This is a genomic window from Nocardia sichangensis (genome assembly GCF_047200615.1).
In the GTDB taxonomy this organism is placed as follows: Bacteria; Actinomycetota; Actinomycetes; order Mycobacteriales; family Mycobacteriaceae; genus Nocardia; species Nocardia sichangensis.
Genome location: NZ_JBJZOK010000049.1, coordinates 1 through 24,295 on the forward strand (window position 1 = coordinate 1; position 24,295 = coordinate 24,295).

At 63.7% G+C, this 24,295-nt stretch carries 23 protein-coding genes and 1 pseudogene; 16 read left to right on the forward strand and 8 right to left on the reverse strand.

Translation table 11 applies throughout. The annotated features are described in order from the left end of the window. A partial coding sequence (locus ACL03I_RS36810; RefSeq protein WP_412808315.1) for a hypothetical protein occupies positions 1–192 on the forward strand: 192 nt, incomplete at its 5' end. A gap of 14 nt (positions 193–206) precedes the next feature. Here the strand turns inward: ACL03I_RS36810 and ACL03I_RS36815 are convergent. The 6 genes from ACL03I_RS36815 to ACL03I_RS36840 form a co-directional block, all read right to left on the reverse strand. Further along, entirely contained in the window at positions 207–398 is a 192-nt protein-coding gene (locus tag ACL03I_RS36815) for a hypothetical protein (RefSeq protein WP_412808316.1), read from the reverse strand. A 416-nt stretch (positions 399–814) separates the two neighbouring features. Beyond that, entirely contained in the window at positions 815–1,918 is a 1,104-nt protein-coding gene (locus ACL03I_RS36820; protein WP_412808317.1) for a tyrosine-type recombinase/integrase, read from the reverse strand. Further along, positions 1,915–2,388, reverse strand: a complete 474-nt coding sequence (locus tag ACL03I_RS36825) for a hypothetical protein (RefSeq protein ID WP_412808318.1) — start codon at positions 2,386–2,388, stop codon at positions 1,915–1,917. The genes ACL03I_RS36820 and ACL03I_RS36825 overlap by 4 nt, the downstream gene beginning before the upstream one ends. 338 nt (positions 2,389–2,726) lie before the next feature. Next, complete coding sequence (locus ACL03I_RS36830; protein WP_412808319.1) at positions 2,727–3,323, reverse strand: hypothetical protein; 597 nt, start codon at positions 3,321–3,323, stop codon at positions 2,727–2,729. 100 nt (positions 3,324–3,423) lie between these two features. Then, on the reverse strand, positions 3,424–3,942 hold the full coding sequence (locus ACL03I_RS36835; protein ID WP_412808320.1) for a carbohydrate kinase family protein: 519 nt from the start codon (positions 3,940–3,942) through the stop codon (positions 3,424–3,426). Between the two features lie 412 nt (positions 3,943–4,354). Further along, positions 4,355–4,534, reverse strand: a complete 180-nt coding sequence (locus ACL03I_RS36840; RefSeq protein WP_412808321.1) for an NUDIX hydrolase — start codon at positions 4,532–4,534, stop codon at positions 4,355–4,357. A 26-nt stretch (positions 4,535–4,560) separates the two neighbouring features. On the opposite strand from ACL03I_RS36840, the gene ACL03I_RS36845 reads away from it, so the two are divergent. The 3 genes from ACL03I_RS36845 (at position 4,561) to ACL03I_RS36855 (ending at position 7,432) form a co-directional block, all read left to right on the forward strand. Further along, positions 4,561–5,256: a hypothetical protein gene (locus ACL03I_RS36845; RefSeq protein WP_412808322.1), complete on the forward strand. Its 696-nt coding sequence runs from the start codon at positions 4,561–4,563 to the stop codon at positions 5,254–5,256. A 195-nt stretch (positions 5,257–5,451) separates the two neighbouring features. Next, the gene (locus tag ACL03I_RS36850) at positions 5,452–6,018 is read left to right on the forward strand and encodes a VanZ family protein (RefSeq protein ID WP_412808323.1); all 567 of its coding nucleotides are present in this window, start codon (positions 5,452–5,454) and stop codon (positions 6,016–6,018) included. Positions 6,019–6,748: 730 nt separating this feature from the next. Then, positions 6,749–7,432, forward strand: coding sequence for an MmyB family transcriptional regulator (locus ACL03I_RS36855; RefSeq protein WP_412808324.1), 684 nt, complete (start codon positions 6,749–6,751; stop codon positions 7,430–7,432). 1,272 nt (positions 7,433–8,704) lie between these two features. Here ACL03I_RS36855 and ACL03I_RS36860 read toward each other — a convergent pair. Together ACL03I_RS36860 and ACL03I_RS36865 are read right to left on the reverse strand one after the other, a co-directional pair. Beyond that, positions 8,705–9,945, reverse strand: a pseudogene (locus tag ACL03I_RS36860) (IS256 family transposase). Between the two features lie 311 nt (positions 9,946–10,256). Next, positions 10,257–11,666: an nSTAND1 domain-containing NTPase gene (locus tag ACL03I_RS36865; RefSeq protein WP_412808325.1), complete on the reverse strand. Its 1,410-nt coding sequence runs from the start codon at positions 11,664–11,666 to the stop codon at positions 10,257–10,259. 382 nt (positions 11,667–12,048) lie between these two features. Here ACL03I_RS36865 and ACL03I_RS36870 point away from each other — a divergent pair, with 382 nt between their 5' ends. From ACL03I_RS36870 to ACL03I_RS36925, 12 genes are read left to right on the forward strand one after another with little or no spacing between them, the layout of a single operon-like run. Further along, a complete protein-coding gene (locus ACL03I_RS36870; RefSeq protein ID WP_412808326.1) occupies positions 12,049–13,596 on the forward strand; it encodes an FAD-dependent oxidoreductase in 1,548 nt (515 codons plus the stop codon). After that, positions 13,593–14,546: an ABC transporter ATP-binding protein gene (locus tag ACL03I_RS36875; protein WP_412808327.1), complete on the forward strand. Its 954-nt coding sequence runs from the start codon at positions 13,593–13,595 to the stop codon at positions 14,544–14,546. The genes ACL03I_RS36870 and ACL03I_RS36875 overlap by 4 nt, the downstream gene beginning before the upstream one ends. Further along, positions 14,543–15,316, forward strand: coding sequence for an ABC transporter permease (locus ACL03I_RS36880; RefSeq protein ID WP_412808328.1), 774 nt, complete (start codon positions 14,543–14,545; stop codon positions 15,314–15,316). The genes ACL03I_RS36875 and ACL03I_RS36880 overlap by 4 nt, the downstream gene beginning before the upstream one ends. Further along, positions 15,313–16,104, forward strand: a complete 792-nt coding sequence (locus tag ACL03I_RS36885; protein WP_412808329.1) for an ABC transporter permease — start codon at positions 15,313–15,315, stop codon at positions 16,102–16,104. Before ACL03I_RS36880 ends, ACL03I_RS36885 begins: the two co-directional genes overlap by 4 nt. A 36-nt stretch (positions 16,105–16,140) precedes the next feature. Further along, positions 16,141–17,301, forward strand: a complete 1,161-nt coding sequence (locus ACL03I_RS36890; protein ID WP_412808330.1) for an NAD(P)/FAD-dependent oxidoreductase — start codon at positions 16,141–16,143, stop codon at positions 17,299–17,301. Position 17,302: 1 nt separating this feature from the next. After that, on the forward strand, positions 17,303–17,896 hold the full coding sequence (locus tag ACL03I_RS36895; RefSeq protein WP_412808331.1) for a hypothetical protein: 594 nt from the start codon (positions 17,303–17,305) through the stop codon (positions 17,894–17,896). Positions 17,897–17,898: 2 nt separating this feature from the next. Beyond that, complete coding sequence (locus ACL03I_RS36900) at positions 17,899–19,101, forward strand: DegT/DnrJ/EryC1/StrS family aminotransferase (protein WP_412808332.1); 1,203 nt, start codon at positions 17,899–17,901, stop codon at positions 19,099–19,101. After that, on the forward strand, positions 19,098–20,288 hold the full coding sequence (locus tag ACL03I_RS36905; protein WP_412808333.1) for a glycosyltransferase family 4 protein: 1,191 nt from the start codon (positions 19,098–19,100) through the stop codon (positions 20,286–20,288). Before ACL03I_RS36900 ends, ACL03I_RS36905 begins: the two co-directional genes overlap by 4 nt. Continuing rightward, positions 20,285–21,370 carry a hypothetical protein gene (locus tag ACL03I_RS36910; protein ID WP_412808334.1) on the forward strand — a complete coding sequence of 362 codons (1,086 nt, stop codon included), beginning with the start codon at positions 20,285–20,287 and terminating at the stop codon, positions 21,368–21,370. Before ACL03I_RS36905 ends, ACL03I_RS36910 begins: the two co-directional genes overlap by 4 nt. After that, positions 21,367–22,683, forward strand: coding sequence for a class-III pyridoxal-phosphate-dependent aminotransferase (locus ACL03I_RS36915; RefSeq protein ID WP_412808335.1), 1,317 nt, complete (start codon positions 21,367–21,369; stop codon positions 22,681–22,683). The genes ACL03I_RS36910 and ACL03I_RS36915 overlap by 4 nt, the downstream gene beginning before the upstream one ends. Next, a complete protein-coding gene (locus ACL03I_RS36920; RefSeq protein WP_412808336.1) occupies positions 22,680–23,633 on the forward strand; it encodes an NAD-dependent epimerase/dehydratase family protein in 954 nt (317 codons plus the stop codon). Before ACL03I_RS36915 ends, ACL03I_RS36920 begins: the two co-directional genes overlap by 4 nt. Further along, a complete protein-coding gene (locus ACL03I_RS36925; protein ID WP_412808337.1) occupies positions 23,630–24,292 on the forward strand; it encodes an HAD family hydrolase in 663 nt (220 codons plus the stop codon). The genes ACL03I_RS36920 and ACL03I_RS36925 overlap by 4 nt, the downstream gene beginning before the upstream one ends. Positions 24,293–24,295: the final 3 nt, after the last annotated feature.

Sequence of the window (24,295 nt, forward strand, 5' to 3'; positions counted from 1 at the left end):
AGCTCACCGGGGGATTTCCGTGAGCGCCGACACTTCTCACCGCAGCGTGAGCACACCGCCGGACCGGGCGCTGTCCGGGCCCGCACTACGAGCCTCCAGCCCTCCTCGACAACTTCCTCGATCACCAGCGCCGACAAACCCGCCGAGTACTCCAATCCCTTCGGAAGCGTCAAAGACAGAACTGCGGCCTAACGCTACGTTCGGCCCTACCCGAGGATCGGCACCGAAATCATCGCCTCGATCCCGAACGACAGCAGCCACAACAGCCACCACGACGCGCCTGCCGGTCCGCCCTCGGGCGCGAGGTTGCGTCCGACGTTCACCGCCGACCACACCAGCCCGACCACGATGACCGCGCGCAGCCGCAACGACGACCACGTCGCGCGACGGTGCAGCATGCCTTCCAACGCATCTGGGCTGGTTGCACGGCGGCGGTCGGCTCGAGCACGCGCATGCCACCGCAGCTCCCGCTGCTCGCTCGTCCGGATGCGCTCGGCAGTGCGTCGAGCACGATTCCGTGACGAGCGCTCACGACGAACCTCGCTCTGACGATCGCGCCGACGGTGTGCGCGAATCCATCGACGCAGCTTCTGCTCAGCTTCGAGCTCGCCTTCGTCGATCGCGTCGTACAGCGCCGGATCTTGCAAGGCGGGTAGGCACGCCTTCGCCGCCGCTAGGCGGCGAGCGAGCTCATCCGGATCCAGAGCATCAGCGCGTCGCACGCGCGGGTGCGGCAGCCATGAACCGCGCCGGTGCTTCCACGTCGGCACGTCCGCTGACCTGATAGTCGGATCCGTTCGACCCGCACCGGTATTCATCTCAGGAGTTCCTCCGTGTCCGCGGGTAGGAGATTCGGGGCCAGCGGGTGCGGCTCCCCGGTCAAGACCGACAGTGCATAGGCCACCTCTTCGCGGGTCGCGCGCGTGTAGATCGAGGTGGCACCGTCGCTGTGATTGTCGGCGTGACCGGCATACGCCTTGGCGACAGCATGACCGAAATTCCGCTCAACCCATCTCAACGTGGTGTGCCGCAGCCAGTGACATGTGATCCCTTGCTGCTTCACCCACGGCAGCTGCTCCCCGATCTGACCCCACATGATGTGGAATCGCATATGGCTGATCGGATCGCCGTTCTTGTAGCGAAACACCCTCTCGTTCGCCTTGGCAGTTATCGGCTTACCATTCCGCGCACGCGGATTTCTCTCATCGCGTAGCTGAGCGCGCGAATCGTAGTGCTCTTGCAGCGCTCGCATGAGCGTCGGCGAAACAGGTTGCCACCGCTCGGTATTACCCTTCTCGCGCAACAAAACCAGGCTTTGGTGGGGGTCGAGATCCTGCTTCCTCAATGCCAGAATGCCGCCCCGCCGACAAGCGGTCTCGGTGCACATTCGGAGGATCAGCGTAGCCAGTTCAGGTTCATCGCCATACTCGGCCGCGACACGATTGATCTCCGCGAGTCGGTCGGTCGGTATCGCTCCACGGCTCGAGGATCGCAACTTTGGCTTGACCAACGTGGTCGCAGGGTTATCGGCGGAACGGATCAAGTTGTCATCGACCGCGTGCCGGTACAGGCAGCGCAAAGCGTTCACTGCCACCTGGGCAACGCCGTACCCGCCGCGGTCGTTGCGGCGGACTGCACGGTTCGCCTGGAAGCCCGCGATGAGTTGTTTGAATTCTGTGTTGGTCGGCTCATCGAGTCGGCGATTCGGCCACACCTCGACGAGCTTCCTCCAGTAGGCCATGTAGCAATCGCGGGTGCGACCGGGTGGCATCGCCGAGTAGACGACCGGTACGTATTCGGCAAAGGTCGGTATTGCGCGCCCCGTGCGAGCGGAGATGAGGTCCTCGAGACTGACCCCCAGTCGCTCAAGGAGCAATTGAGCGGTCTGCACTTCGGCGCTGGACGCTGACAGTGTCATCGGCCTTCTCCCGACGAAGGTGTTGCTTTCCACTTCCCCGTGATCATCAGATCGACGGCGCCAGGACCGAAGAGAAGCAAGATGCCTTCCGCGATGTGTGCCGCGAGGAGGATCCGGTCGGAGGTGTGGATGCCAGTCTTGCGCCGAAATCGGGCTGGCAGCCGGAGGTCACCAGCGGCCGTGATCCACAGTTCGGGATTCCCGAATCGACCGACGACAACAATGTTGTCCTCCAGGTTGTACCCGAGCCGCACGCCGGGGCTCCAACCCAGAGCAGGAAAAACTGCCTTATCGATCATCCTGCCTCTGGCGTCTACACGGCGAACACTGCAAAGCCACTGCGGCTCATGCCGGGAGGGACGCTGATACAGCGTCGTCAGCGGACGATCGTTCCGATGGGCGCTCCGGGCGGGAGCCGCGGCAAGCAGCGGACTTGCGCCGGGCAAAATTGGCGGCAAGGGGTGGCTCACGCCGACCACCTCCCGTCGGCGGACCGTTGATCGTATGCGAACAGCCCTTGTTGCGAGGTGTCAGATCTGTAGTAGAGCGCCTTGCAGGTTGCGAGTTCGCTACGGAAAGGTGTCCTAACATGCAGAAGAACTTGTCGGTTCCAGCTACGCCTTGCACCACTCGATGGTGCACGCCGTGGTGGCCGAGCCCTAGACCGCCTCGTTGGTCATCCGTGGCCCGGCCGTCAAGGATCGCTTCTTGGTCATGGACCGGACGACTGGGCAGGCGTGGTGGCAGTACGGAGCCGAGCAGGAAACCGCCGAGGAGGCAGCGCGGAAGCGGATGAGCCGCAGCAGATTCAACGAGATGGTGCGACTCCTGGAGGAGTGGGGAGTGTGCTAGCGATAGCAGGCTGGCTCTGCCCATTCTGTTCGATCCATGGCTGCGGGGGCAACGGCTCAGGTCGGGTCCAGCTGAGGCGCGGTGGGTGCGCGGCACCCACGTCCTTGGCAAGCTGGTGCCGGAGGTCGCTCGCGAGCACGCGAAGTGCGCCGATTTCGTCATTCGAAACAGTGTCATCGTCGGCGGGTTGCGATTCCCTCACCGAGGCTTCGGTTTCTACAAGTGTGGTAACCAAACGCATGTAGATTCTCTTGGCTTCTGGTGTCAGGAACATCCCTCCGGCACCTTCACCGAAGTACCAATCATGGAACGACTCTCGAAACCTTCGAATGTCCGCCCGCGTGACGTCAAGATTCGACTTGGGCCAATAGCGTGGAAGACACCCCGTGGTATGAAACAGCGCTTGGTAGTGTTCAAGCCGCTTGGTCTGAAGGGTCTGATCATATGAATGCTCAAGCGTGAGCCGCAGGTTCGCTCGTGCTGTGACGTAGGTAATGATGCCGCCAACGATTGAACCGAGTACCGCCCCGATGAGCCCGACGAGAACCGTCACAACACGTCTCCCATGCAGCAAAGGCCGAGCAGCCGTATTACTTCCTCATATAACAGGATACGGCGACAGGAGCACCAGCCGACAGTTTTTGCATAGACGATCAGGCCACGCCAACTCTTCCCGCCCAACCGAACGCCTCCAGTTCGGTCAGCGTCGGCAGTGGGGCACCGTGGTGTCGTGCGCACCGCAGTGTCCCACTCGCCGACCCGAGCGCCATACTGCCAACCATCGACCACCCCTCCCGCAGGCCATAGAGCAGCCCGCCCGAGAACGCGGCGCCTGCGCAATGGGTATGCCGGACCGTCACCGGAAAGGCAGGCGCGGCAACTTCGTCCGTGCGGCTCACAGCTACCGCGCCATAGGCTCCAACCGTCACCACCACCCAGGCCGCGTTGCTTTCCGCCAGCAGCGATCGGGCGACGGTGAACGCTTCGGCGTGGGCGCTGTCATCGACGTTGGTTTGCACGAGCAGCTTTTCGTAGCCGGCCGCCGCGGACCGAATCCCATCCGACAGCGGCGATCCGCCGAGGTTAACGAGCACCGGCACCTGCGCCGCACGCGCGGCTTCCATCACTCGCACCGCCGCTGTCTCGATGAGCTGGTAGGCATCGACGTACACGAACGACGCAGTGGTGATCGGTGACAGTCGACAGCGGCGAGCTGTTCCACCACCCCCGGCAGATGCGCGAACCAAGTCCGGGTGTGGTGCTGATCAGCAATCACCACGATCCATGGCGTGACGACTCCGGGATCGGACATGGCGGTCGTCGTGACATTGCGGCGCCTCAACCAGGTTCGGACAATTCGGCCGTCCTCATCGTCACCAATGCCGTTGCCTACGAGAGTGGTTGGCGCATCCAATCCCGCTAGCACCGCTGCGGCCATCGGGCCATCGGCAGCGATGGACTGCTCGGTGGCCCGAACCTCGGCACCGTGGTTGGCAACCGGAAACAGCGGCACGCTCCAAAGTTCGGCCAGGGCAAGATATGAAACACAGACGATCGGGCCGTCAGCACATGCCGCCATCACCACTACCAGCCGTAGACCGAGAAAGGTGTGCTCTTGGCGATGTACTGCATGGCTGTGCTGCAGTAGTCAATCATATGGTCGGGCAGGGCATCTGCCGCGAACCACTCAAGCGCGCTGCACTTGTCCGGCTCTAGGTTGGTGGGTTCACCCTCCCAGCTGCGCACTGTGAAGAAGAACGCCATCCGGCCGCCCGAGCAGAGCCAGCACGGTGGTCCCGTCGAACGCGGTGGCCGCTGGTCTGGTCGCCGCAGTCGGGATCGCCGCCGGCTCGGCCGGTGCGCAGCCCGGTAGCGACGACGCCGTCGACTTCACCGCCTACGCCACCGACACCCAGTCCATCGTCACGACCGATGCCGGTTCCATGGTCGTCGAGGACGGGCTGTTCAAGATCAAGGCCGCCAACGGCGCCGTGCTCACCGGCATGCCGCTGAAGTTCCGGGTCGATGACTTCGAGTTCCCGATCGTGGCCGACATCGCCGATCGCACCGCGACGCTGACCCCGCAGTTCGACCTGGCGCACGCGGCCTACAAGCCGGTCGCCCTGCCGTTCGAGGACAAGGCTCCGTGGAAGAACGAATACGACCGTGAGCAGGCCGCCTGGTCCCGCATGACCAGCACCATCACCATGGGCGCCACCCTCGGCACCCTGATCGGCGGCATCGGCGGCGGTGCCGTCGGCTGCGTCCTCGGCGGCATCGCGGGTGCCACCGTCGCCTCGGCCGCCATCGTCGGATTGTTCGGCGCGTTCATCCCGGCCGCGGCCATCGGCTGCCTCGGCGGCATCATCGCCGTCGGCGCGCTGGGCACCATCGCGGGCCAGATCCTGGTCACCGCCCCGGTGGCGATCGGCGCCGCCATCCAGTACTTCACCACTATCAACCAGCCTCCTGTGCAGGCGAAGTAGATAGCGGCGAAGAACCCGACGTCTCGTTCGTTGGGGGACACCCGACCCCGTCCGGCCACACCGCCGGACGGGGTCTTTCCGTGCGGCGGGGATTGCGCTGCCGCCGTCCCGGAATAGCCAGGAATCGGTGGCGATGGACGGAGCTGTGCGGGTGAGGATCTCGGCCAGGTCTGTGGTGCCGGTGATACTGGCGGTGTGAACGGGACATGGGAGGCGTGGGGCGGGGTCGTGGTGGCCGCGATCGCCGCGATACCGGTAGCCGGTCTCGTGGCCTGGTGGCTGGTCGGGCGGCGCGGGCGGCGGGCGGCGCTGTGCGAGGTCGGGATGGTGACGGGTACCGCGCCGTGGTTGTGGATGATCCTCACGCCGAGCGGAACGGGTCGTTCGGTGAACCTCGTGCCGCTGCGTGATCTGGCCGAGCAACTGGCCCACGACCGAGTAATCGAGCAGTTCGGCGGGAATCTGCTTGTCTTTGCCGCACTCGGCTTCCTGTTGCCCGTGCGCCGACCCTGGTTCGCCCGCTCGTACCGCATCCTGTTGGCGGGAGCAGCAGCTTCGATCGCGGTGGAGACTGCACAGTTCGCCCTCGCTATCGGCCGTCACTCATCCGTCGACGACGTGCTGTTGAACGCGGCCGGTGCATGCCTGGCGGGCCAGCTCTCACGACATCTGTGGGCGTCGCGTGCCGTTACCGAAGTCTTGGTTCCCCGTCGTGTGGAGGCCGTTCGCTGCCGGGTGGGTAGATCGGCTCCGGACGAGTGATGACCAAGCGGCGGATGGCTCGCGTGTACTCGTCCTCGGGTGAATGCGGTTCGCTGCCGGGCGGGTAGAGCGGCTCCGGGCGAGTTCCGAACAGGTAGTCGCGGAAGGCACGCAGGTACTCGTCCAGGTCCCGTTGATCGGCGAACCTGGTTTCGGTCGGGTCGAACCATTCATCCGGTGTCGGGGGTGCCACGCGATCATGTGGTCGAAAGCTTCGCGCACCATGTCGCCGTAGGTCGGATCCGTGGCGCAGCGTGTGCAGCGCTGGGGCGCTCAGCCGCATTCCGCGGCGATTTGAAGCCAGCCAATCACATTGTCATACGTTGTTATGCGTATCCAACGATGTAATCGGCCATGCCGACGGATCGACCGCCGGCAGACCCGCTGCGTCAGGGCCGGTTTCGTCCGCTCCGCAGGACGAGCAAGCTAGATAGGTCACTGTCGAATGCCATGCGAGACCTCGCGCCGAAGGCTGACAGCACCGGCGCTCCCGCGCACTTACGTTCGACCTCCACCTGGACAGCGTCCCTAGACGGCCCGGGTCGGGGCGCGCTATTCCTTGATCCAGAAAGGTTGTCAATGGGTCTATACGTCCGACGGGGTATGCGGCCATCATCGAGAATCCGCCCTGACCTGGGCTTTCACGCAGCCGAGCGGGGGTCAGGGCACCCCTTCCCATTGATCCCTCTTTGCGTGGTTGTCCTGGCTTGAGCAAGGTCGCGAAATCAATGTGAGTGTTCAGGTTCTGAATGCGGTGGCGCGGACTTTGTCGTTGGATGCGGCGGAGAAGGCGCATTTGTATCGGTTGGCGGATGTGCCGACGGTGCCTTCGGTGGATTCGGGGTCGGCGTTGCCGGAGGAGTTGCAGGTGATCTTGGATCATTTGGAGCCGTTACCGGGGGTGGTGTTGAGTGCCAGGTATGACGTGTTGGCGCACAACTCCTCGTACGAGGCGTTGTGCCCGGGATTTCTGGCGGGGGAGCGGAATGTGGCGCGTCGCGTCTTCCTGACCCCGGAGTGCTGCAACGCCTACCGCCATAATTGGGATGATCTGCGGCGGATGGTGGGGTATCTGCGGGGCGCGTATGCGAAGAACTTGGGGGACCCGCAGTGGGAGGAGTTCATCGCGGAGTTGTGTGCGGAGAGTGAGAGTTTCGCGTCGTTGTGGGCGTTGAATGATGTGGCGGTGCCGGTGAGTCGGACGAAGGCGGTGCGGAATTTGGCGGTGGGGGAGTTGGAGATGTTTTTGACGAGTATGTCGTTGCCGTCGGTGCCGAATGCGTGGATGCAGGTGTATACGCCGGTCGATGAGGTGGCGTGGGGGAAGTTGCGGGCGTTGTTGGCGATGAGTGCGGAGGAGCGGTCGCGTCCGTGGGCGGAGCATCGGGAGATGTACCACGCTGCGGCGGGGTGAGGGCCAGGTTGATTCGGTGACGTGAACAATGATTGTGGCGCGTGGGTGCGCCGGATGCATGCTCGCCGAGGACGGCGCCCAGGTGCGCCCCCGTCGTCTTCGTGCACGGAGTCAGGGGCAAGTGTGGTGGGGGGTTGTCGCTCGGTCGCCGGAATCTAGGTTTCTGGCTCGTCGGTTTGATCTGTGGCGTAGCCGCCTTGCCACCATCGGCGCAGCACGGCGAGTTGACGCTCGGAGAGCGGACCGGAAAGCCGTTGGTGGACCTCGTTGATGTAGGCGAGTTCCTAGTCGGTCCATTCCCGCGAGTGATCGGTGTGCTCGCCCATGTCAGGCCGCCTGTGGGAGCTGCTGGTGAGAGGCCTGGGCCGCGGGAAAAGGGCGGACCGTGCACGCGAATCGGCCTGCCCTGAGCTGCTGGAGATACCAGCGTTCTGGCTTGCCCACTGCGCGCGCACCGACGGGCACCGGGTATGTCGCCTCGTGCGGAGCGCCGGGCGCGAGTGGGTCGAACTCAGGTATCGGTGTGTTCGATTCGCCGCTCACTTTCGACCTTTCGGGTTGTTCGGGCAGCCATCGAGATGCCGACCATGCACGGGCTGAGGCTGAAGATCTGCTCTGATTCTAAGTGCGCGTTCTGTCGACCTACCGGAATCGGCTGCTCGCAGCAGGCCGTAGACGACCGCCGCCAGTGCGATGCGCCGCAGATCTATCATGTGCATACTCAGATATGCGCATCTATCAATGTCATTGCAGTCGACCACCCCAGCGTGAACGCGCAGTAGAAGCGGTGCTCGATACGCTCGCTTCCGATCGGCTAAGATGTTGGTAGTCGAGGTGAGCCACCGAGCGGTCTGCCCATGTGGCCGTTACTCCGCCGGTATCGTTGCCGGTTCGGAGGCCTCTGGGAGCCCTCCGTGGCCGACCGTGCTGTGGCACGTTGCTGGGATCAGAGATGTGCGAGCTAGCCTCCGCGTGGGCATCCCCCATGAGGGAAATCTATTGCATGCGATTCATTCCCAGCGTGCAGAATGGCACGGGTCGGAACGGAATCCTGACACTGAAAGCCTCAGGAGCAAGAACCTGATCAGCGTGCTGGGCCGCTGCGAGTTCCGGACCGCGCCGCTGGCGGCCCGGTTCAGCTGCCGACAAGTGCGGTGCGGCACATGAAGTACCAGAAGCCTCGTTCGTATTGATCCGACGTTCGGTTCGGAACCCAGGTCAAGTCCGGGGGCGTGGTGTAGGTGGGGCGGTCACCGCTGATCTGGTTGGTGGTCAGGCGGTGAGGGCTGTGTTGGTGGTTTCCTCCTGTTGGTCTGGGTTGGTGTCGGTGGTGGCGCGGGATCGGGCCAGGACGTCGAGGCCGAGGTAGCGGCGGCCTTCGATCCATTCGTCGTGTTGTTCGGCCAGCACCGCGCCGACGAGACGGATGATCGTGGCGCGGTCGGGGAAGATGCCGACGACGTCGGTGCGGCGGCGGATTTCCTTGTTCAACCTCTCTTGGGGGTTGCTGGACCAGATCTGTCGCCAGATCTGCTTGGGGAAGGCGGTGAACGCGAGCAGGTCGGCGCGGGCGGTATCGAGGTGGTCGGCGACTTTCGGCAGCTTCTCGCCAACGCGTCGAGCATCCGATCGTACTGAGCTGCAACCGATTGCGGGTCGGCCTGGTCGAAGACCGGGTGCAGCAGGGTGCGGACCCACGGCCACGAGGTCTTCGGTGTGACTGACATCAGGTTCACGGTGTAGTGGGTGTGGCAGCGCTGCCAGCTCGCGGCGGGCAGTGTCGCGCCGATCGCGGCGACCAATCCAGCATGTGCGTCGGAGGTGACCAGGCGTACTCCGGTCAGGCCGCGGGCGACCAGGTCCCGGAAGAACGCCAGCCAGCCGGCGCCGTCCTCGCCGGAGGTGACCTGGATACCGAGGATTTCGCGGTAGCCCTCGGCGTCCACGCCGGTCGCGATCAGGCAGTGGACGTTCACCACCCGTCCGTTCTCGCGCACCTTCAACACCATGGCGTCGGCGGCGACGAACGTGTACGGACCTTGATCCGGCGGGCGGGTGCGGAAAGCTTCGACCTGGGCGTCCAGGTCTCGGGCCATCATCGACACCTGGGATTTGGACAGGCTTGTGATCCCGAGGGATTCGACCAGTTTCTCCATCCTGCGTGTCGATACTCCAAGCAGGTAGCAGGTGGCGACCACGCTGGTGAGTGCGCGTTCGGCGCGTTTGCGTCGCTCCAACAGCCAGTCCGGGAAGTAGCTGCCCGATCGCAGTCTGGGGATCGCGACGTCCATGGTGCCGACCCTGGTGTCGAAATCACGATGCCGGTAGCCGTTGCGGGAGTTGACCCGCTCGCTGCTTCGTTCTCCGTAGCTGGCACCGCACACCGCGTCGGCTTCGGCACTCATCAACGACTGGATGAACGTCGAGAGCATGGTGCGCAGCAGGTCGGGGCTGGCGACGGCGAGTTGGTCAGACCACAACTTCGATGGGTCGATAGGCTCGACAGAGGTCATCGCGTGAACTTCTCCTTCGTTGAGCTTGGCGGTTCAAGAAGGATCACGCGGTGACCGCCCACTACCCGGCTACGACACGCTCACACGGTCGCTCCGAAGTCGCTGGTACACCACTCTGCCGGACGCAACCGCGGTCCCGGCGCGTAGTTCGCCCCGGGAGCGGCTCGCTTACCTGATGGATATGCGCGGACACGGCATCGAGCGGCTTGTCGGGCACAGCCCAGTTCGACACACCGCCTCACGGAAATGAACCGCCGAGCCGTGGTTTGCCCTCGCACCACCCTGCGACAAACGCCCTATTGCATCGGGTCTCATCCCGCGATCGACAGGCTCGACTGCTGCCCATCCAGCCATGCGACGAGTCGCGGCCAGGTGAGCATGAGATCGTGGCTCAGAAACACTTCGTTCTCCGTTGCGGTGATCACTCGTGCGCGCATGAGTTGGCGGAGCGCGGTGATCGCGCCGGTCGTGCCGGTCAGCGTCCGATCCAGCTCGTCCCGGGCAACCCGACGTCTGGTGTCGTCCGCGCCCTCCCGGCACGACACCAGGCTGAGAATCAGGCGCATAGCGTGCGGACGCTGGCTGAGCGACAGGCTATCCCACACCGTGTCCGCGGCTCGGTGGAGCACTCCTTCGATGCCGCCGATTCGTTGATAGCCCGCGACAGTCAGCCGCGTGCCTTCACGCTCGGGCCACAGCGCGCTCATTGTCATCGACAGGATCGCCAGATTGCTCGCTCGGAAGCTGAGGTAGCTCCTGCGGGTCGGACTTCCGACGACGGCAGCGAGCAACAACTCCTCCAACCCCGACTCGATCGTTACGCCGCGCATCCGTGCCGGTTCCGTGATCGCGGCGCGCAGTTCGTTGGGCTCCATGGCTTCCAGCAGGTAGCTGCGGTGTGTCAGCGTATCGGCGAGCAGCGGGCACGCTTTGCTGATGCAGGTCCAATCGGGGCGTAGCGAGATCAGCACCACGGCAGTTTTGGTCGCGGCCGTCAGAAATCGGCGCATGGAATCGCGGGTTGCTTCTTTCAAGGTTGGCGAGAAATAGACCTCGAACCCGTCGATGATCAGCAGGGTGGTGGACTCGGGTCTTACGTCGAGTCGTTTCGAATCGGCGATGACGTCGCTCATGTCATGCGCGGTTATGTCGTTCAAGGACACTGTCCGAATTTGCCACTCGAGTGTTTGTGAGTTCTCCAGTGCGGGAACCAATCCCGCTTCGATTAGCGAAGTCTTTCCTACGCCTGCCGCACCGACCAGCGCGATTACTCGCCTCGGGTCAGCAGTGTCGGCGGCGGTGTGCAGGAGGGTTAGTAGTTCGCGGATCGCGTTCTGCCTGCCGGTGAATACCGCCGCGTTGTCTCGGGTGTAAGGCGCGGAACCGGGGAACGGCGACGTGGTGACGGTGACCGCCCGCCCTGCCTTGAGCGGCTGAGCGTCCAGCCAGAGTCTCTTCCAGAGCTTTACGTCCAGCAGATCCGCTGCGGTGGCACTGCGACGCCGACGAGTGCCACTCACGAGTTCGAGAAGTACTGGCGTGAAGGTCTCGAAGCGAGCCGGCAGCGTTCGTCCGGCCTTCCAGTCACTGATCCGCTGGGCTGATACCGGTCCGGCAACCCGCGTGCCCCTCGGTGACGCAACATGCCGTTGCGCGGCCGCGGCCAGCTGCCGGAGCGACGGGTTGCCCGCCGCCTCATACAGCTCACCGAGCCGACGCACGAACTCCGCGCGCGGTGTCTGTGTGATCTCGGTGCATCCTGCCCGGGAAGGAGCAGTTCTGGCCATATTCGGTTACCCCCGTTCGCGCATGACCGCCGCTGACGCAGCGGTCGATTCTCCCCGTCCTCATAACTAGAGACGCAGCGACAGCTCGTGTGGTTCCACGAGTTGTGCGCCGGATGTTCCAGGCTTCGCAAGCTGACGCCGACAGGACCGATCATCATCGGAGCTCAACTCGCGGATCGGTCCCGGTTCGTCCGGTCCGGATGTCCGGACCGGACAGTTGTTTACACGCAGTGACCTGCGTCTCCGCACTCTCGTTCTGCATGCGCCATTGAATACAGCTCGGCAGGGGACGACCGTGGTGAGCGGAGGGGCGAGCGTGGCCGCTGATTGGCCATTCGGGCTATTGATTCAAACGGAGGGGAACTTGCAAAGGCACGGGCAGCGCCGACTGATCTCCGAGGGAACTCCGCGTGACCGACGGTACGACGTAGTGGTCATCGGAGCGGGCCTGGTGGGTTGTGAGGTGGCGCAGCGACTTCGGCGGCAAGGTGCCGACGTCGTGGTCATCGAGGCCGGTCCGCACCGAGGCCACCGGCACATCGGCGAACGAGCGGAAACCGAATATCTCGAGAACCGTGACACTGATCCGGACTTTCGAGCTTACTTTCCGTTCAATAGCCACGCGGGCCTCGGAAGCGCCGGGTACCGCCGCCGTGTCGGTGGGCGCGGCTTGTACTGGCGGGGAATCGTCCTGCCGATCGAGCGCAGAGCGCTGGACGACTGGCCCGCGGAGGTCTCGAACAGACTGGCCGACGGGCCGAATCAACCTGGTTCCTATGCGCGGCTCATCTCAGAACTGGATCAGTGGGTCGGTGTGGGCGGAACAAGCGCTCCGAGAAACACGTGTGAATCCAGAATGCTCGACAAGCTGGAGGATTTCGGTTTACACGCCGTGCCGACGCCGCGTGCTGTGCGGACAGGTGTGGACGGCCGGTGGTCGGCATACAGTGCGGTAGGTGAGCTACCCAGCGAATGCGTCCGGTCTGGTGCCCCGGTCACTGCGATAGTACCCGAGTCCCGAGGTTTTCGGGTTTCCATCGACTTCGACGCGTGTGGCGTCATGGCGGACAGGGTAGTTCTCGCGGGCGGCGCCTTCGAGAACATCAGGCTGGTGGACTCGATGCTGTTGGAAGTGAATGCGTCTCGGCCGTCGGAGTATCCGGTCTTCGATCATGTGGCCACCGGCTCGGTGATGTTCGAACCGCATGTGACATCCGGGTCGGCGGACGCGAGCTCCGGCTCCGTGGACCCCCGCGTGCCGGCCGAGGGATCGGTGTGGTTGGGGTACGTACCAGAGGCCGATTCGAATCTGTTCTTCGAGCAGCGACCGATGCACGGCGGCGTAGTCCACGACAGCTGGACGATGGGGGAATACCCGATACACAGCCCTGCACTGCTCACGGTGTCTCGTGACCGTGGCCTGACGCTCGACGTTCCGGCACGATCCGTTGCCGCGGTATCGGAATTACACGAACGTCAAATCCACGCTCTTCGAGCCGCATTGGATCGCTGCGGCATCGACCTGGCAGGTGGCGCAGTGGGCGGTTACCGAGCTGCCGAAGAGCTTGCGCTCGCGAATCCCGGTGCGGCGTTCCCGTACTTCGAGCCGCCAGGAGACCTCGATCACGAATCCAGCGGGCTCGCGATCGGTGGAGATCTGGTGAGTACCGAAGGAGAACTGCGCGCTATCCCGGGAATCTATGTGTCGGGTTCCGCGCTGTTCCCCCGACCCGGTGCGGCGAATCCGTCGTTGACATCGCTCGCGTTGGCCGCGCAAATGGCCATACATCTCGGCTCCGGCGGCGGTGCCGTGAGCCCGCGCAACGATGTTTCCATTGACCGCGAATTGGGAGTATCGAAATGATCGTCGTCGAAGACCTGGTGCGTGATTTCCGCGGTGCTGGTCGGCGGGGGAAGCCCCGCCGTGCATTGAACGGTCTGTCGTTGCAAGTCGGGGCCGGAGAGACGTTCGGGCTTCTCGGACCGAACGGCGCGGGCAAGACGACCCTCACGAAAGTGCTGACAACTTTGCTCGTCCCGACGAGCGGGTCCGCTCGGGTCGCGGGGTTCGATGTCGTGGATCAAGCGCGAGAGGTGCGTCAGCGTATCGGCATAGTGTTCGGCGGGGAGCGGGGACTCTACGATCGGATCACGGCACGCCAGAACCTGGTGTTCTGGGGCACCCTCGCCGGTGTGCGGCGCCGTCAACTCACGATCCGAGTCCAGTATCTTCTGGAACGGGTGGGACTCGCCGAGCGGGCCGACGAAGCTGTCGAAGGCTATTCGCGGGGAATGCGCCAGCGTCTGCACTTGGCTCGGGGACTCGTCGCAGACCCGGATGTGCTGTTCCTGGACGAGCCGACATCGGGAATGGACCCCGCCGCTGCCCACGACTTCCGCAGCCTGGTCAGGGAGTTCAGTGACTCGAAGACAATCCTGCTGACGACCCATGACATGAAAGAAGCCGAGGTGCTGTGCAACCGGGCGGCCCTCATAGACCGTGGCAGGATAATAGGCCAGGGCACGACCGGCGAACTTCGCCGTAGCCTGCCCACTCAGGACCGGGTCGATATGGTGATCCCTGCCGGCAACACCGGTCTGATCGAAGAGCTGACAACCCTCCCTTTCGTTCGCGGCGTCCACGATTCTGATCTGGGTGCGGACGCCCGCCGGGTCGAAGTCGCCCGGCAGGAGGATGCGGCCGTTCTGCTGCGGTGGCTGCTGGACCGAGGCGTGACGACGATCAGTACCAGCCCGCCCTCGCTCGAAGAGGCATACCTGAGTTACATCGGCGCCCGGGGGCTGCGGCTATGAGCACCCGCGCGTTCCTCGCCGCAAGCAGGGTGCAGGTGCTCACAAGCATCAGAGCCCCAGAGCATCTGGTCATCGTGTTTCTCGCACCATGGTTCTCGCTGATCTTTCTGTCGATGAGCTCGTACGCGGGGCGAATGGACTTGGCCACCGTGATGGTGTTGGGTACCGGGCTTATCGGTATCTGGTTCGTCGCGGTTAATGTCGCCGCCGGAGCAATTCACAACGATCGCATCATGGGAACGTTGGAGATGGCGATCGTGTCACCGTCGAATTACGCGATCGTGCTGTGCGGGCGAATCGTTCCGATCGTTGTCCTGGGTACGCTGGTTATTCCGGAGGCTTGGCTCGTCGGAAAGTTCGCGTTCAATGCGGAGCTCGAGCTGCGGAATCCGCTACTGGTCTCCATCACCCTTGTGATGACCTGCCTCGCGACGGTCGGCACCGCGACGCTGCTGGCGGCCGTGATGGTTATCTCTCGCAATACCCGGATAATCCAGGGAAATCTGGAGTATCCGCTCTATGTGCTCGGCGGGACGATCCTCCCGATCGATCAGCTTCCTGACGTCGCCAGGCTCGTCGCCCGGCTGTTCTATCTGTCTTGGGCTGCGGATCTCCTCCGAGACGCCGCGCTGCGCAGCTCGGTGCCGGATGCCAGGGGACGACTGGCCATCATCGGCGCCCTCGGGGTGGTTGCCTTCATCAGCGGAGCCGTTCTGGTGCGGTACACGATCTACCGCGCACGCCTTACGGCTTCGGTGAGTACGTCATGAAGTCCGTGACGGTGGTGTGTGCGTCGGCGCGTGTGGGGATCCTGGAACTGCGCACCATCTATACCGTGCCGGCTTTCATATCCACCGTGATCCTGCGGGTTGTCTTCATGGCGATCTTCTTCGGTATGACCGCGAAGTGGCTTGGTGGTGGCGATTTCGCCGAGTATGTGCTTCTCGGAAACTGCGTGGCGGTCATCGTAGTCGAGACCATGCAGGCAACGAGTACGGCTGTCCTGGAACAAACGCGCGGAACGCTACCGTACCTCCTTGCGTCCAAGAGTCGTGTCGGAATTGTGTTCCTGACCCGCGGTTTCCATTGGCTGGTGACCGGCGTCGCCACTTCTGTCAGTCTTCTGCTCCTTGTCGCTCTGCATGGCGATGCGCAATGGTCTGTCGCCGATGCGGCAAGGATGATTCCGATCCTTCTGCTGGTTTCCCTGTCGAGTTACTTCCTCGGCGTGGTGATGGGTTCTATCAGCATCCAGTTCGTCAAGGCGCGTGGGATCATAGCCAGCACATCGTTCTTCGCGCTGGCAGCCTTCACCGGAGTGAACGTTCCGGTCGAAACGTGGCCCGCTCCGGTGCAAATCCTCGGGGATCTGTTGCCGCTACGGTGGGGTTTGGCTGCGGTGCGGTCGGTGTCCGATAGTGCACCGGTCGGCGATGTACTGCAGTTCTCCCTGTACGAGGCGCTCGTGGCTGCCGGGTGGGCGACCGCTGCCTTCCTCTGTATGAACGGTCTGGTCGAGCGTGCAAGAAAGAATGGAACCTTGGATATCTCGGTGTGAGCGCACAGATGTCGAATCCGAACTTTGACTAAAACGATGGAAGAGAATATGCAACGAGCGCATGTTGATATCGCCGTTGTCGGCGGGGGACTTATCGGGGCTTCTTCGGCCCTGCACTTGCAGGCCGCTGGACTATCGGTCGCGATTGTGGACAGTGCGCACGAATTTCGCGCTTCGAATGCCGCTGCAGGGATGCTGACACCTGCCTGCGAGTTCGATGACTGGATGCCGAGCGCGTTCTGGGAGTTGCTTACCGAGGGCCTGAAATACTACAAACCGTTCTTGGAACGGTTCGGCTTGGACCACGATGCGACCGGGTATCGTGATTCTGTTTTCACGCTCCTGCAAATGCGTGAGACCGGTGTCGACCTGCGCCCGCGTCTGGATATGCTGCGGTCGCTGAAGGTCCGGTCCGATTGGCTGGACGGGGACGATGTCACATCGGTCGAGCCCAACCTCTCGCCGGGAGCGTATACCGGTGCCATCCGCATCCACGATCAAGGCGTCGTCAACCCGCTGTTGCTACACGACGAGGTCATGAAACGGTTCGTTTCGGACGGCGGCCGGGTCATCAGCAGTCCGGTCGTCGATTTCGGCGAGCGAGGCGACGATGTACTCGTCAGCACCGCTGACGGATTGGTGGTGACCGCGGCGAAGGTCGTGCTTGCGGCCGGTCCGTGGACCGCCCAGGTGGCTGCGCTCGCCGGCCATCAGCTGCCGGACTACACGCCGGTCAAGGGACAGATGGTCGAGTTGTCCGGCCCTGCCCGGCTCACCAACAGCGTGGTGTTCATGCCTGCCGGTGGGTGCGGGTCGATCGTCGAACGCGCGCCGGGCCAATACATCGTCGGTACAAGTGAGGAGTACGTGACACCCTCGGTGGCCAATACCGCGGGGGTTGTCGGAGCGATTCTGACCCGATTGCGGCGAGTGATCCCTGCGGCCGGCGAGTGGTCGATAGAACGAATGTGGACGGGTTTCCGACCGATGCTCACCGACGAGTTGCCAGCTATCGGAGCAATCGGTGGTGGCGAATTCATCGTTGCCGCCGGGCACCATCGCAACGGTGTGTTGCTGGCTCCGTTCACCGGCAAGCTCGTTGCCGATCTTATAGCGGGAACGAGAGATTGGGACCTGTCACCGTACCGACCGGATCGTCCGCAACGACGGCACGCACGTTTCGCGGGGAAATACTGAAATGAATGAAACAGAAGTCAACTCGGCGCCTGTCCGAGTCCACGGACGGCTCGGCATCGAGAAAGAGCGCAGGCTCCTGCTCGATTGGATGCGAGCGAACCTGCCGATCTGCGAAGACTGGCTGGCACGGCGTGCGCTGCTGGAATCGGCCTCCGACTGCCTGGACGGGTTGCGTGGCCGCGGCATGTCCGTGCCGTCGGCGCCGACGGCGGACGAGCCGGCCGGTGAGGCCGAGGTAGGAGTCGGCGCCCCGGCGGCACTGCCGTCGCGCTGGCTCTCCTTCGTGAGGGCTCTGCGAATCGACCTGCACGAATACCAGGCGTCGATGACAGCGAGCAGACTGCCGAGCATCACGGTGGTGCCGCTCGAGGAGATTCCGGTGCCGGTATTCGATCCGGAATCGCGTGATCTGTTCGTTCCCGGATACGTGCTCGACGCCTCGTTCGAAAGAATGTTCGCGCCCTCTCCAATGTTTTCTCGGCCCCCTGTGATCACGCGATCCTGGATTTTCTTCCAGAGCTTGGTGATCGACAAGCCGCACATGGGCAGCGCCGTCACCGCTGCGAGTCACCTCGGAATCAGAGAGTCGGATTGAAAATGCGGAACGCCTCGGCAATAGAAGTTTCGACGGAAGGTCTGCTCCCGTTCGGGCGGCCGATTCTCGGGGAGGAGGAATGCGATGCCGTGGTCGCGGCCCTCCGCAGCGGCGACCTGGCCACGGGCCGTATCGTCGCCGAATTCGAGGAGGTATTCGCGCGTCGGTTCGGCTTCGCGCACGCAGTCGCTGTGAGCTCGGGAAGCGCTGCGAATCTGGTCGCATTGGCGGCACTGGGAGCCCTCGGTCGTCTCGAGCGGGGCACACCGATCGTGGTCAGCGGGGCCACATTCATCAGCGCGGTGTCGCCGGTAATTCAACTCGGCTTCGTCCCGGTGTTCGTGGATGTGAAGGCGGGTGAGGTGAATACTGATCTCGCCCTCGCGCTCGCCGCCGTACGAAAGAACGGCGCACGGGGCGCGCTGCTGCCGCACACGATGGGCCAGGCGTTGTCGACGGACGGATTGCGGGCGCTTCGCGACGAGGGTGTCACCGTGATCGAAGACTGCTGTGAGTCATTGGGTTCCGCCGATGGCGATGACCGCATCGGACACGTCGGCGACGCCGCCACCTTCAGCTTCTACGCGGGGCATCACCTCACGATGGGGGAGGGCGGGGTGATCGGCACGAACGATGCGGAGCTCGACGCCAAGCTCAGGAGTATTCGCGCGTTCGGCAGGGACGCCACCTATGCAGGTGAACGCTTCGGGTATCCGGTCGGTGATCGCCGTATCGCCGCGGAGGAACGGTACGTCCATCTGCACCTTGGCTACAACGCCAAACTCACCGATATACAGGCCGCTATCGGGCTCGTCCAGCTGCGGCGGGCCGACCGGTTGCAGGAGGAACGACGGACGCTGGCCGGGCTGCTGTCCGCCGTCCTCCGGGAGAGTGGATGGCGGGTTCTGGGCGATCCGGTGCATCGAGGCTCTTCGCCGTTCGGTATCGCCTGTCTGGTGCCGGAAGGACGCTCGGCTCGCGAAGCCATCCGAGCGTTGTGTGCGCACGGCGTCGACGGGCGCGGATTCCTCGGGGCCTCGCTCACTGAGCAGCCGTGTTTCGATGACGTTCCGCATGTGATCCACGAGCCGTACCGACACGTCTTCGAGCTCGCGGATCGGGGTGTGCTGATCGGTTGCCCGCCTGGAACGGACCGCGCCGCCGCCGTCGGCGCCCTGCGTGGTGCGGTGGAGGACCTGCGATGAAGCTGTTGCTGATCGCGGAGAAGTATCCGCCAATCGTCGGTGGCGGCGAGACCCACCTCCACCAACTGGCGGTCGGACTCTCCGCTCTCGGACACGAAGTCACCGTCGTCACCGAGGCGGTGGGCGAGGCGAACGGTGCCGCGGGTTACCGCGACGGCACCGATGGTGTGCGAGTTGTGGAGGTTCACGGTCTGGCCGACGCTTGCCAGAACCTTGCTCTGAAAGACGGCCTGGAGACCGTCTCGCGCATCTTGCGCACGGAGCGCTACGAGCTGGTGCACGTATTCAATTACGTTCCTGCAATAACGATTTCGCTCATTCGAGATCTGGTGCGGAGTCCGCTTGTCGTTTCGTTGTTCGAAACCCACGTTCCCGGTGTCCGAGTGTTCGACCTCTTCCAGGACTACGAACTGGAACGCAGCCTGCAACGCAGTCTGGCCGCCAGTATCGATGCGGATCTCATCGTCTGCGGCTCTCAGGCGTACGTCGACTGGGCCCGCGACGGCGGATTCCGTGCTCCCACCGAAATGATCGAGTTCGGCACCGATCTGGGCCGATTTGCGGCGGCAGGGGCGATGCGGACTGCCGAGCGGGAACGATACGGCTGGACAGAGGATTTCGTGGTGCTGGTTCCCGCGCGTCCGGTTCCGCGCAAGCGGATCGAAGACGCGATCGTCGGGATAGCACGCCTCGGTGAGCGCCGAGGCAACGCACGTCTCGTTCTGACCGCGCCGACCGGCCGGACCACCGAGGGGTACGCCCGTGTCCTGCGTGAACTGGCCGACAAGCTCGGTGTCACCGACCGCGTGAGCTGGGTAGAGGGCCTCAGCTGGGAGGACATGCCCGGACTTTACGCGGCTGCGGACGCGGTAGTGCTTCCATCGTCACATGAGGGCTGGGGAATTGCACTGAGCGAGGCGATGGCTGCCGGTCGTCCGGTTATCACGACCGACATCGAGGGTCACGACGAGGTTGTCCGTGATGGGGAGACAGGGCATTTGTATCCGCCCGGCGATGTGAGCGCGCTCGCTCGGCAAATCGAACTGGTCATGACGACGGATCAGAGCGCGATCGTCGCCGAGGCGCTCGCAGAGGCGGTCCGCCGATTCGACCGCGCCACCGTCGCGAGTAGGCATTCCGATCTATACGCCGCGGTGGTGCGGCGGACACGAGAGGGGAACATGTGATCGAGGTTTCTACCTGGAACGCCCGCCATGATCTGCGCGGCGCGGCATCCGCGCTGCACGAATGGATCGCAGGGGGGCACACCCAGGACACCGGCGGCGCGTACTGTGGCTGGGCGAGCGGCGCGGATGGAACTCTGTCCGAACCATATCCGGAGATCACCGGCTATTTCTTGACGTACTGGTCATGGGCGCTCGACCAGTTCGGCGCGCAGACGACGGACAACCACCGGCGGGCGGCCGACTGGCTGGCCGAAAGGTTCTCGCGCGGTGACTACGCGGGGCGCCCGCGGCGTGACGGTGCGACCGTTTACTACTTCGACGTCGCGATGGCGGCGCACGGTCTGCTGCAATGGGGTGCCGCGAACGACTCCGCCCGGCACATCGATGTCGGACTCGATGCGGTGGCGCTCATCGAAAGCGCGTGGCAGGGTCGCGCCCCGCACTGTGTCGACGAAGAGGCGGCGGATGTCGCCACCCGGTCGAAGTGGTCCCTGTCCGGCACGACCCACCTGTGGAAAGTCGTCCAGGCGCTGCTGAGTGCCGAGGTGCACGGGCGCGCGAGCGCGGGTGATCTCGCGGACCGGATCATCGTTGGCGCATTCGAGGCGCTCGGTGCGAGCGATGCCGTCCCGATCCGTACCAGCCCCGGCGGTCCCATATCGATGCATGCGGTTTGCTATGGGGCAGAGGGACTGTGGGTTTGGGGGAAACGCCGTGGTGACTCGCGTGCGATCGACGCTTCCCGCAGCCTCACCGAGTGGTTGACGAATCGGTCGGATACCGATGGCAGCGTTCCCGGCTTCGTGGATCCTTCCGACACGGGTGAGCGCACCCTATGCCAAGGGGATGTCTTGGCGCAGGTGTCGCGCTTGAACAGGCTGCACGGTATCGACAATGGCCGCGCCGTGCCGCTGTTGGAAGAACTCGAACGAACCGTGCGTAACGACGAAACAGGCGCGTGGATGCCGTACATGCCCGGTCTCGAACACGAGGACAAGAATACTTGGGCGACCATGTTCGCCGCTCAGGCGCTCGCGTTCGGAGAAGCGGGCGCCGCGCCGCGTTGGGATCAACTGGTATGACTTCGGCGCGGACACAGGCACAACGGCACCGGCTGCTAGCACCCACGCGACCGACAGATCCCATCTCGGTCGAGCACTGCTCGGGTGCCTGGATTTACAGGGAGGACGGTTCCCGATATCTCGATGGATCGAGCGGCTTGGTGTGTGTCAACATCGGGCACGCCAATCCTCGAGTGATCGAGGCGATGCGGGCGCAAGCCGCGACGGTCTCGTTCGCGGGGCCCGCGACTCAATGGCCGGCCCGGCAACTGGAACTCGTTGAGCGCCTCACACGCCTGGTCGGGCGTCCGGAGGACGCCGTGGCCTTGGCATCGAGCGGCACATCGGCGGTCGAGATGGCAATAGCCATCGCGAGGAACATCGGGCGTGCGCAGAACGGACTGCGACGCAGCCACATCCTTACTGCGAATCTCGGCTATCACGGCAACAGCGCGTTGACACTGGGGCTGTCCGGTCACCGTCGGCGCAGACCCCGCGGCGAGGACGGCTTCGGGCTCGCTCCCGCCTTTCCTGCCCCGTACCCGCCATCTCACGGCGGCTGTCGTTGCGATGCGATGTGCGCCGAGGAGGTCGCGGCGGCTATCGACACGCTCGGCGCGGAAAATGTCGCCGCCGTGCTGATCGAGCCCATCAATGGCACGACCGGCGGTGCGTTCGTTCCGCCGGAGGGGTATCTGCGACGACTCTCGGACATCTGCCGTGAACGCGGTGTGCTGGTAATCCACGACGAAGTGCTCACCGGGCTCGGGCGGACGGGGCTTCCGTTGGCCAGCGACCGTTGGGTCGGTGCGGCACCCGACATCTGCGTTCTGTCGAAGGGATTGGGCGCAGGTTATGTGAGCGCCGGTGCGGTCCTTGTCGCGCCGGAGAAGGCCGAATACCTGGGTGGTGCGGGCGCCACTCCTCTCCCGATGATGGGGACGATGACGGCGACACCATTGCAGGCAGCTGTCTGCCTCGCGGTGCTGGACGAGCTCGAGGCGATCGGTGTCTTCCAGACGAAGACACGCGGCGACTTCATCGCCCACGAATTATCGTCGGCTCTAGCAGGGTTCGACATGATCAGAGACATTCGCGGTGCCGGATTCTTCTACGGGGTGGAGCTCCGCGACGGGACGCTCTGGGAGACCATCGCCGAGATCGAACGCCGCGGCGTGCTCTTGTACCCCTTCAGTGGCTATCGCCCCGATGGTGGCGGTGAGGGATTGATCGTCGCACCGCCGTTGAATGTCACCGAAAGCGAACTGCAACACCTGATTTACGCACTCGTAGGTGCGGTAGCGGTGGTCGAGAATGAAGGTGTAGTGAAATGACCCAGCTTGCAGCAGCTCCACGTGCACTGGTCACCGGGGCAGACGGATTCATCGGATCGCATCTGGTCGACGCATTGATCGATGATGGGTACCACGTCATCGCCACGGTACGCCGGACCTCACGATCTCAGATCGACCGTCGCTTCACGAATCTCACGGCCGAGCGGGTCGAGGAGCTCGGTGAACTCCTGTGCATCGACCTCGCGGGCCCCGACGCCATTGATACCCTGGCTCGGGTCGAGGCCGACGTGTGGTTCCACCTTGCCGCCGACGCGTATGTGCCAGCGTCCTTCGGTCAACCTCGCAGCGTTGTGGCCACGAACATCGCCTCGACTGCGAATGTCCTCGAAGCCGCTCGTATCGCCGCGCCGCGACATCTTCTCGTCACGAGCTCCAGCGAAGTGTATGGATCACACGGCGACCCGATCACCGAAAAGGACGCGCTGTATCCGTCGACACCGTACGCTGCCTCGAAGGTGGCTTGCGACCGGCTTGCCTATTCCTACCACTTCACCTACGGCCTACCTCTGACGATCGTCCGGCCCTTCAACTGCTACGGGCCGCGACACGTCTACGATGTCGTGCCAATATTCCTACGGCGCGCTCTCGCAGGGGAGCCGGTGGTCGTGAACGGGACCGGTCTGCAAACCCGCGATCTCTCGTATGTCGCCGATACTGTCGCGGCATTCATCTCGCTGTCCAGGCTGTCGGGTAGCGGGGAGGTCTACAACATCAGCACTGGTCGCGGCACAGGGGTGCTCGAATTGGCCACAGAAATCGTCTCGCTCACAAACTCCGACAGCCGGATCGTGCACGGCGAACGGCGGCTGGGTGAGGTCGACGATCTGGTGGGCGATTCGTCCAAGTTGCGTCAGGCGACGGGGTGGCGGCCGAAGTGGGATCTGGCCGGCGGCCTGCGGGCCAATATCGATTGGATGAGGGGAATATGAGCGTGACCTCGAGGAGCACCGTAGCGCTGCTAGTCGACGCGGGTGGTGTGCTCTTCAACAATGTCACCGAAGAAAGTAGATTCATCGAGATTCTGGCCGCGCGGTGGAAAATAGGACAGCAGGATCTCTTGGTCGCACTCGATTCCCTCGATGCCGCCTACGAAACGGATTCCGAGGATGTCATCGATGTACTTCGGAAAATTGTCTGTGCGGCAGGTGGTCGATCACTGACCGACGGCGACGCGCGGTGGCTGGAGGAGACTTACGGCGAGCAAGTCACCTCGATCGCACCTGCCTTCGAAGCATTGGCCGCCATCCGGGTGGATCATCCCACTGTATCGCTTGTACTCGCGAACAACGAGGCGCGCAGGTGGGACATGGTGAAGAATGCCCGCTTCGGACATTTCGCCCTGTTCGACCGGATAGCCTCGTCATGGGCGGTCGGTCTCGTCAAGCCCGAACCGGAGTATTTCAAGGCCGTGGGCCGCATGATCGGAATGCCATTGAGCTCGACGATCCTCGTCGATGACAATCCCGACGTTCTTGCCGAAGCGGGTGCCTTGGGCATGAGAACCGTACGCGTAATCGACCGCGTCTGGCCGAAGCATGAGCTGGATGAAGCGATAGCGACTGTGCAGAATATCGAATCAACAAGGTGAGGC

What these genes read in the sequence shown, in the direction of transcription:
- ACL03I_RS36815 (WP_412808316.1), bottom strand. Translation starts at nt 398, where the DNA reads ATGCTGCACCGTCGCGCGACGTGGTCGTCGTTGCGGCTGCGCGCGGTC.
- ACL03I_RS36875 (WP_412808327.1), top strand. Translation starts at nt 13,593, where the DNA reads ATGATCGTCGTCGAAGACCTGGTGCGTGATTTCCGCGGTGCTGGTCGG.
- ACL03I_RS36895 (WP_412808331.1), top strand. Translation starts at nt 17,303, where the DNA reads ATGAATGAAACAGAAGTCAACTCGGCGCCTGTCCGAGTCCACGGACGG.
- ACL03I_RS36880 (WP_412808328.1), top strand. Translation starts at nt 14,543, where the DNA reads ATGAGCACCCGCGCGTTCCTCGCCGCAAGCAGGGTGCAGGTGCTCACA.
- ACL03I_RS36900 (WP_412808332.1), top strand. Translation starts at nt 17,899, where the DNA reads ATGCGGAACGCCTCGGCAATAGAAGTTTCGACGGAAGGTCTGCTCCCG.
- ACL03I_RS36885 (WP_412808329.1), top strand. Translation starts at nt 15,313, where the DNA reads ATGAAGTCCGTGACGGTGGTGTGTGCGTCGGCGCGTGTGGGGATCCTG.
- ACL03I_RS36920 (WP_412808336.1), top strand. Translation starts at nt 22,680, where the DNA reads ATGACCCAGCTTGCAGCAGCTCCACGTGCACTGGTCACCGGGGCAGAC.
- ACL03I_RS36905 (WP_412808333.1), top strand. Translation starts at nt 19,098, where the DNA reads ATGAAGCTGTTGCTGATCGCGGAGAAGTATCCGCCAATCGTCGGTGGC.
- ACL03I_RS36840 (WP_412808321.1), bottom strand. Translation starts at nt 4,534, where the DNA reads ATGGCGTTCTTCTTCACAGTGCGCAGCTGGGAGGGTGAACCCACCAAC.
- ACL03I_RS36820 (WP_412808317.1), bottom strand. Translation starts at nt 1,918, where the DNA reads ATGACACTGTCAGCGTCCAGCGCCGAAGTGCAGACCGCTCAATTGCTC.
- ACL03I_RS36925 (WP_412808337.1), top strand. Translation starts at nt 23,630, where the DNA reads ATGAGCGTGACCTCGAGGAGCACCGTAGCGCTGCTAGTCGACGCGGGT.
- ACL03I_RS36890 (WP_412808330.1), top strand. Translation starts at nt 16,141, where the DNA reads ATGGAAGAGAATATGCAACGAGCGCATGTTGATATCGCCGTTGTCGGC.
- ACL03I_RS36915 (WP_412808335.1), top strand. Translation starts at nt 21,367, where the DNA reads ATGACTTCGGCGCGGACACAGGCACAACGGCACCGGCTGCTAGCACCC.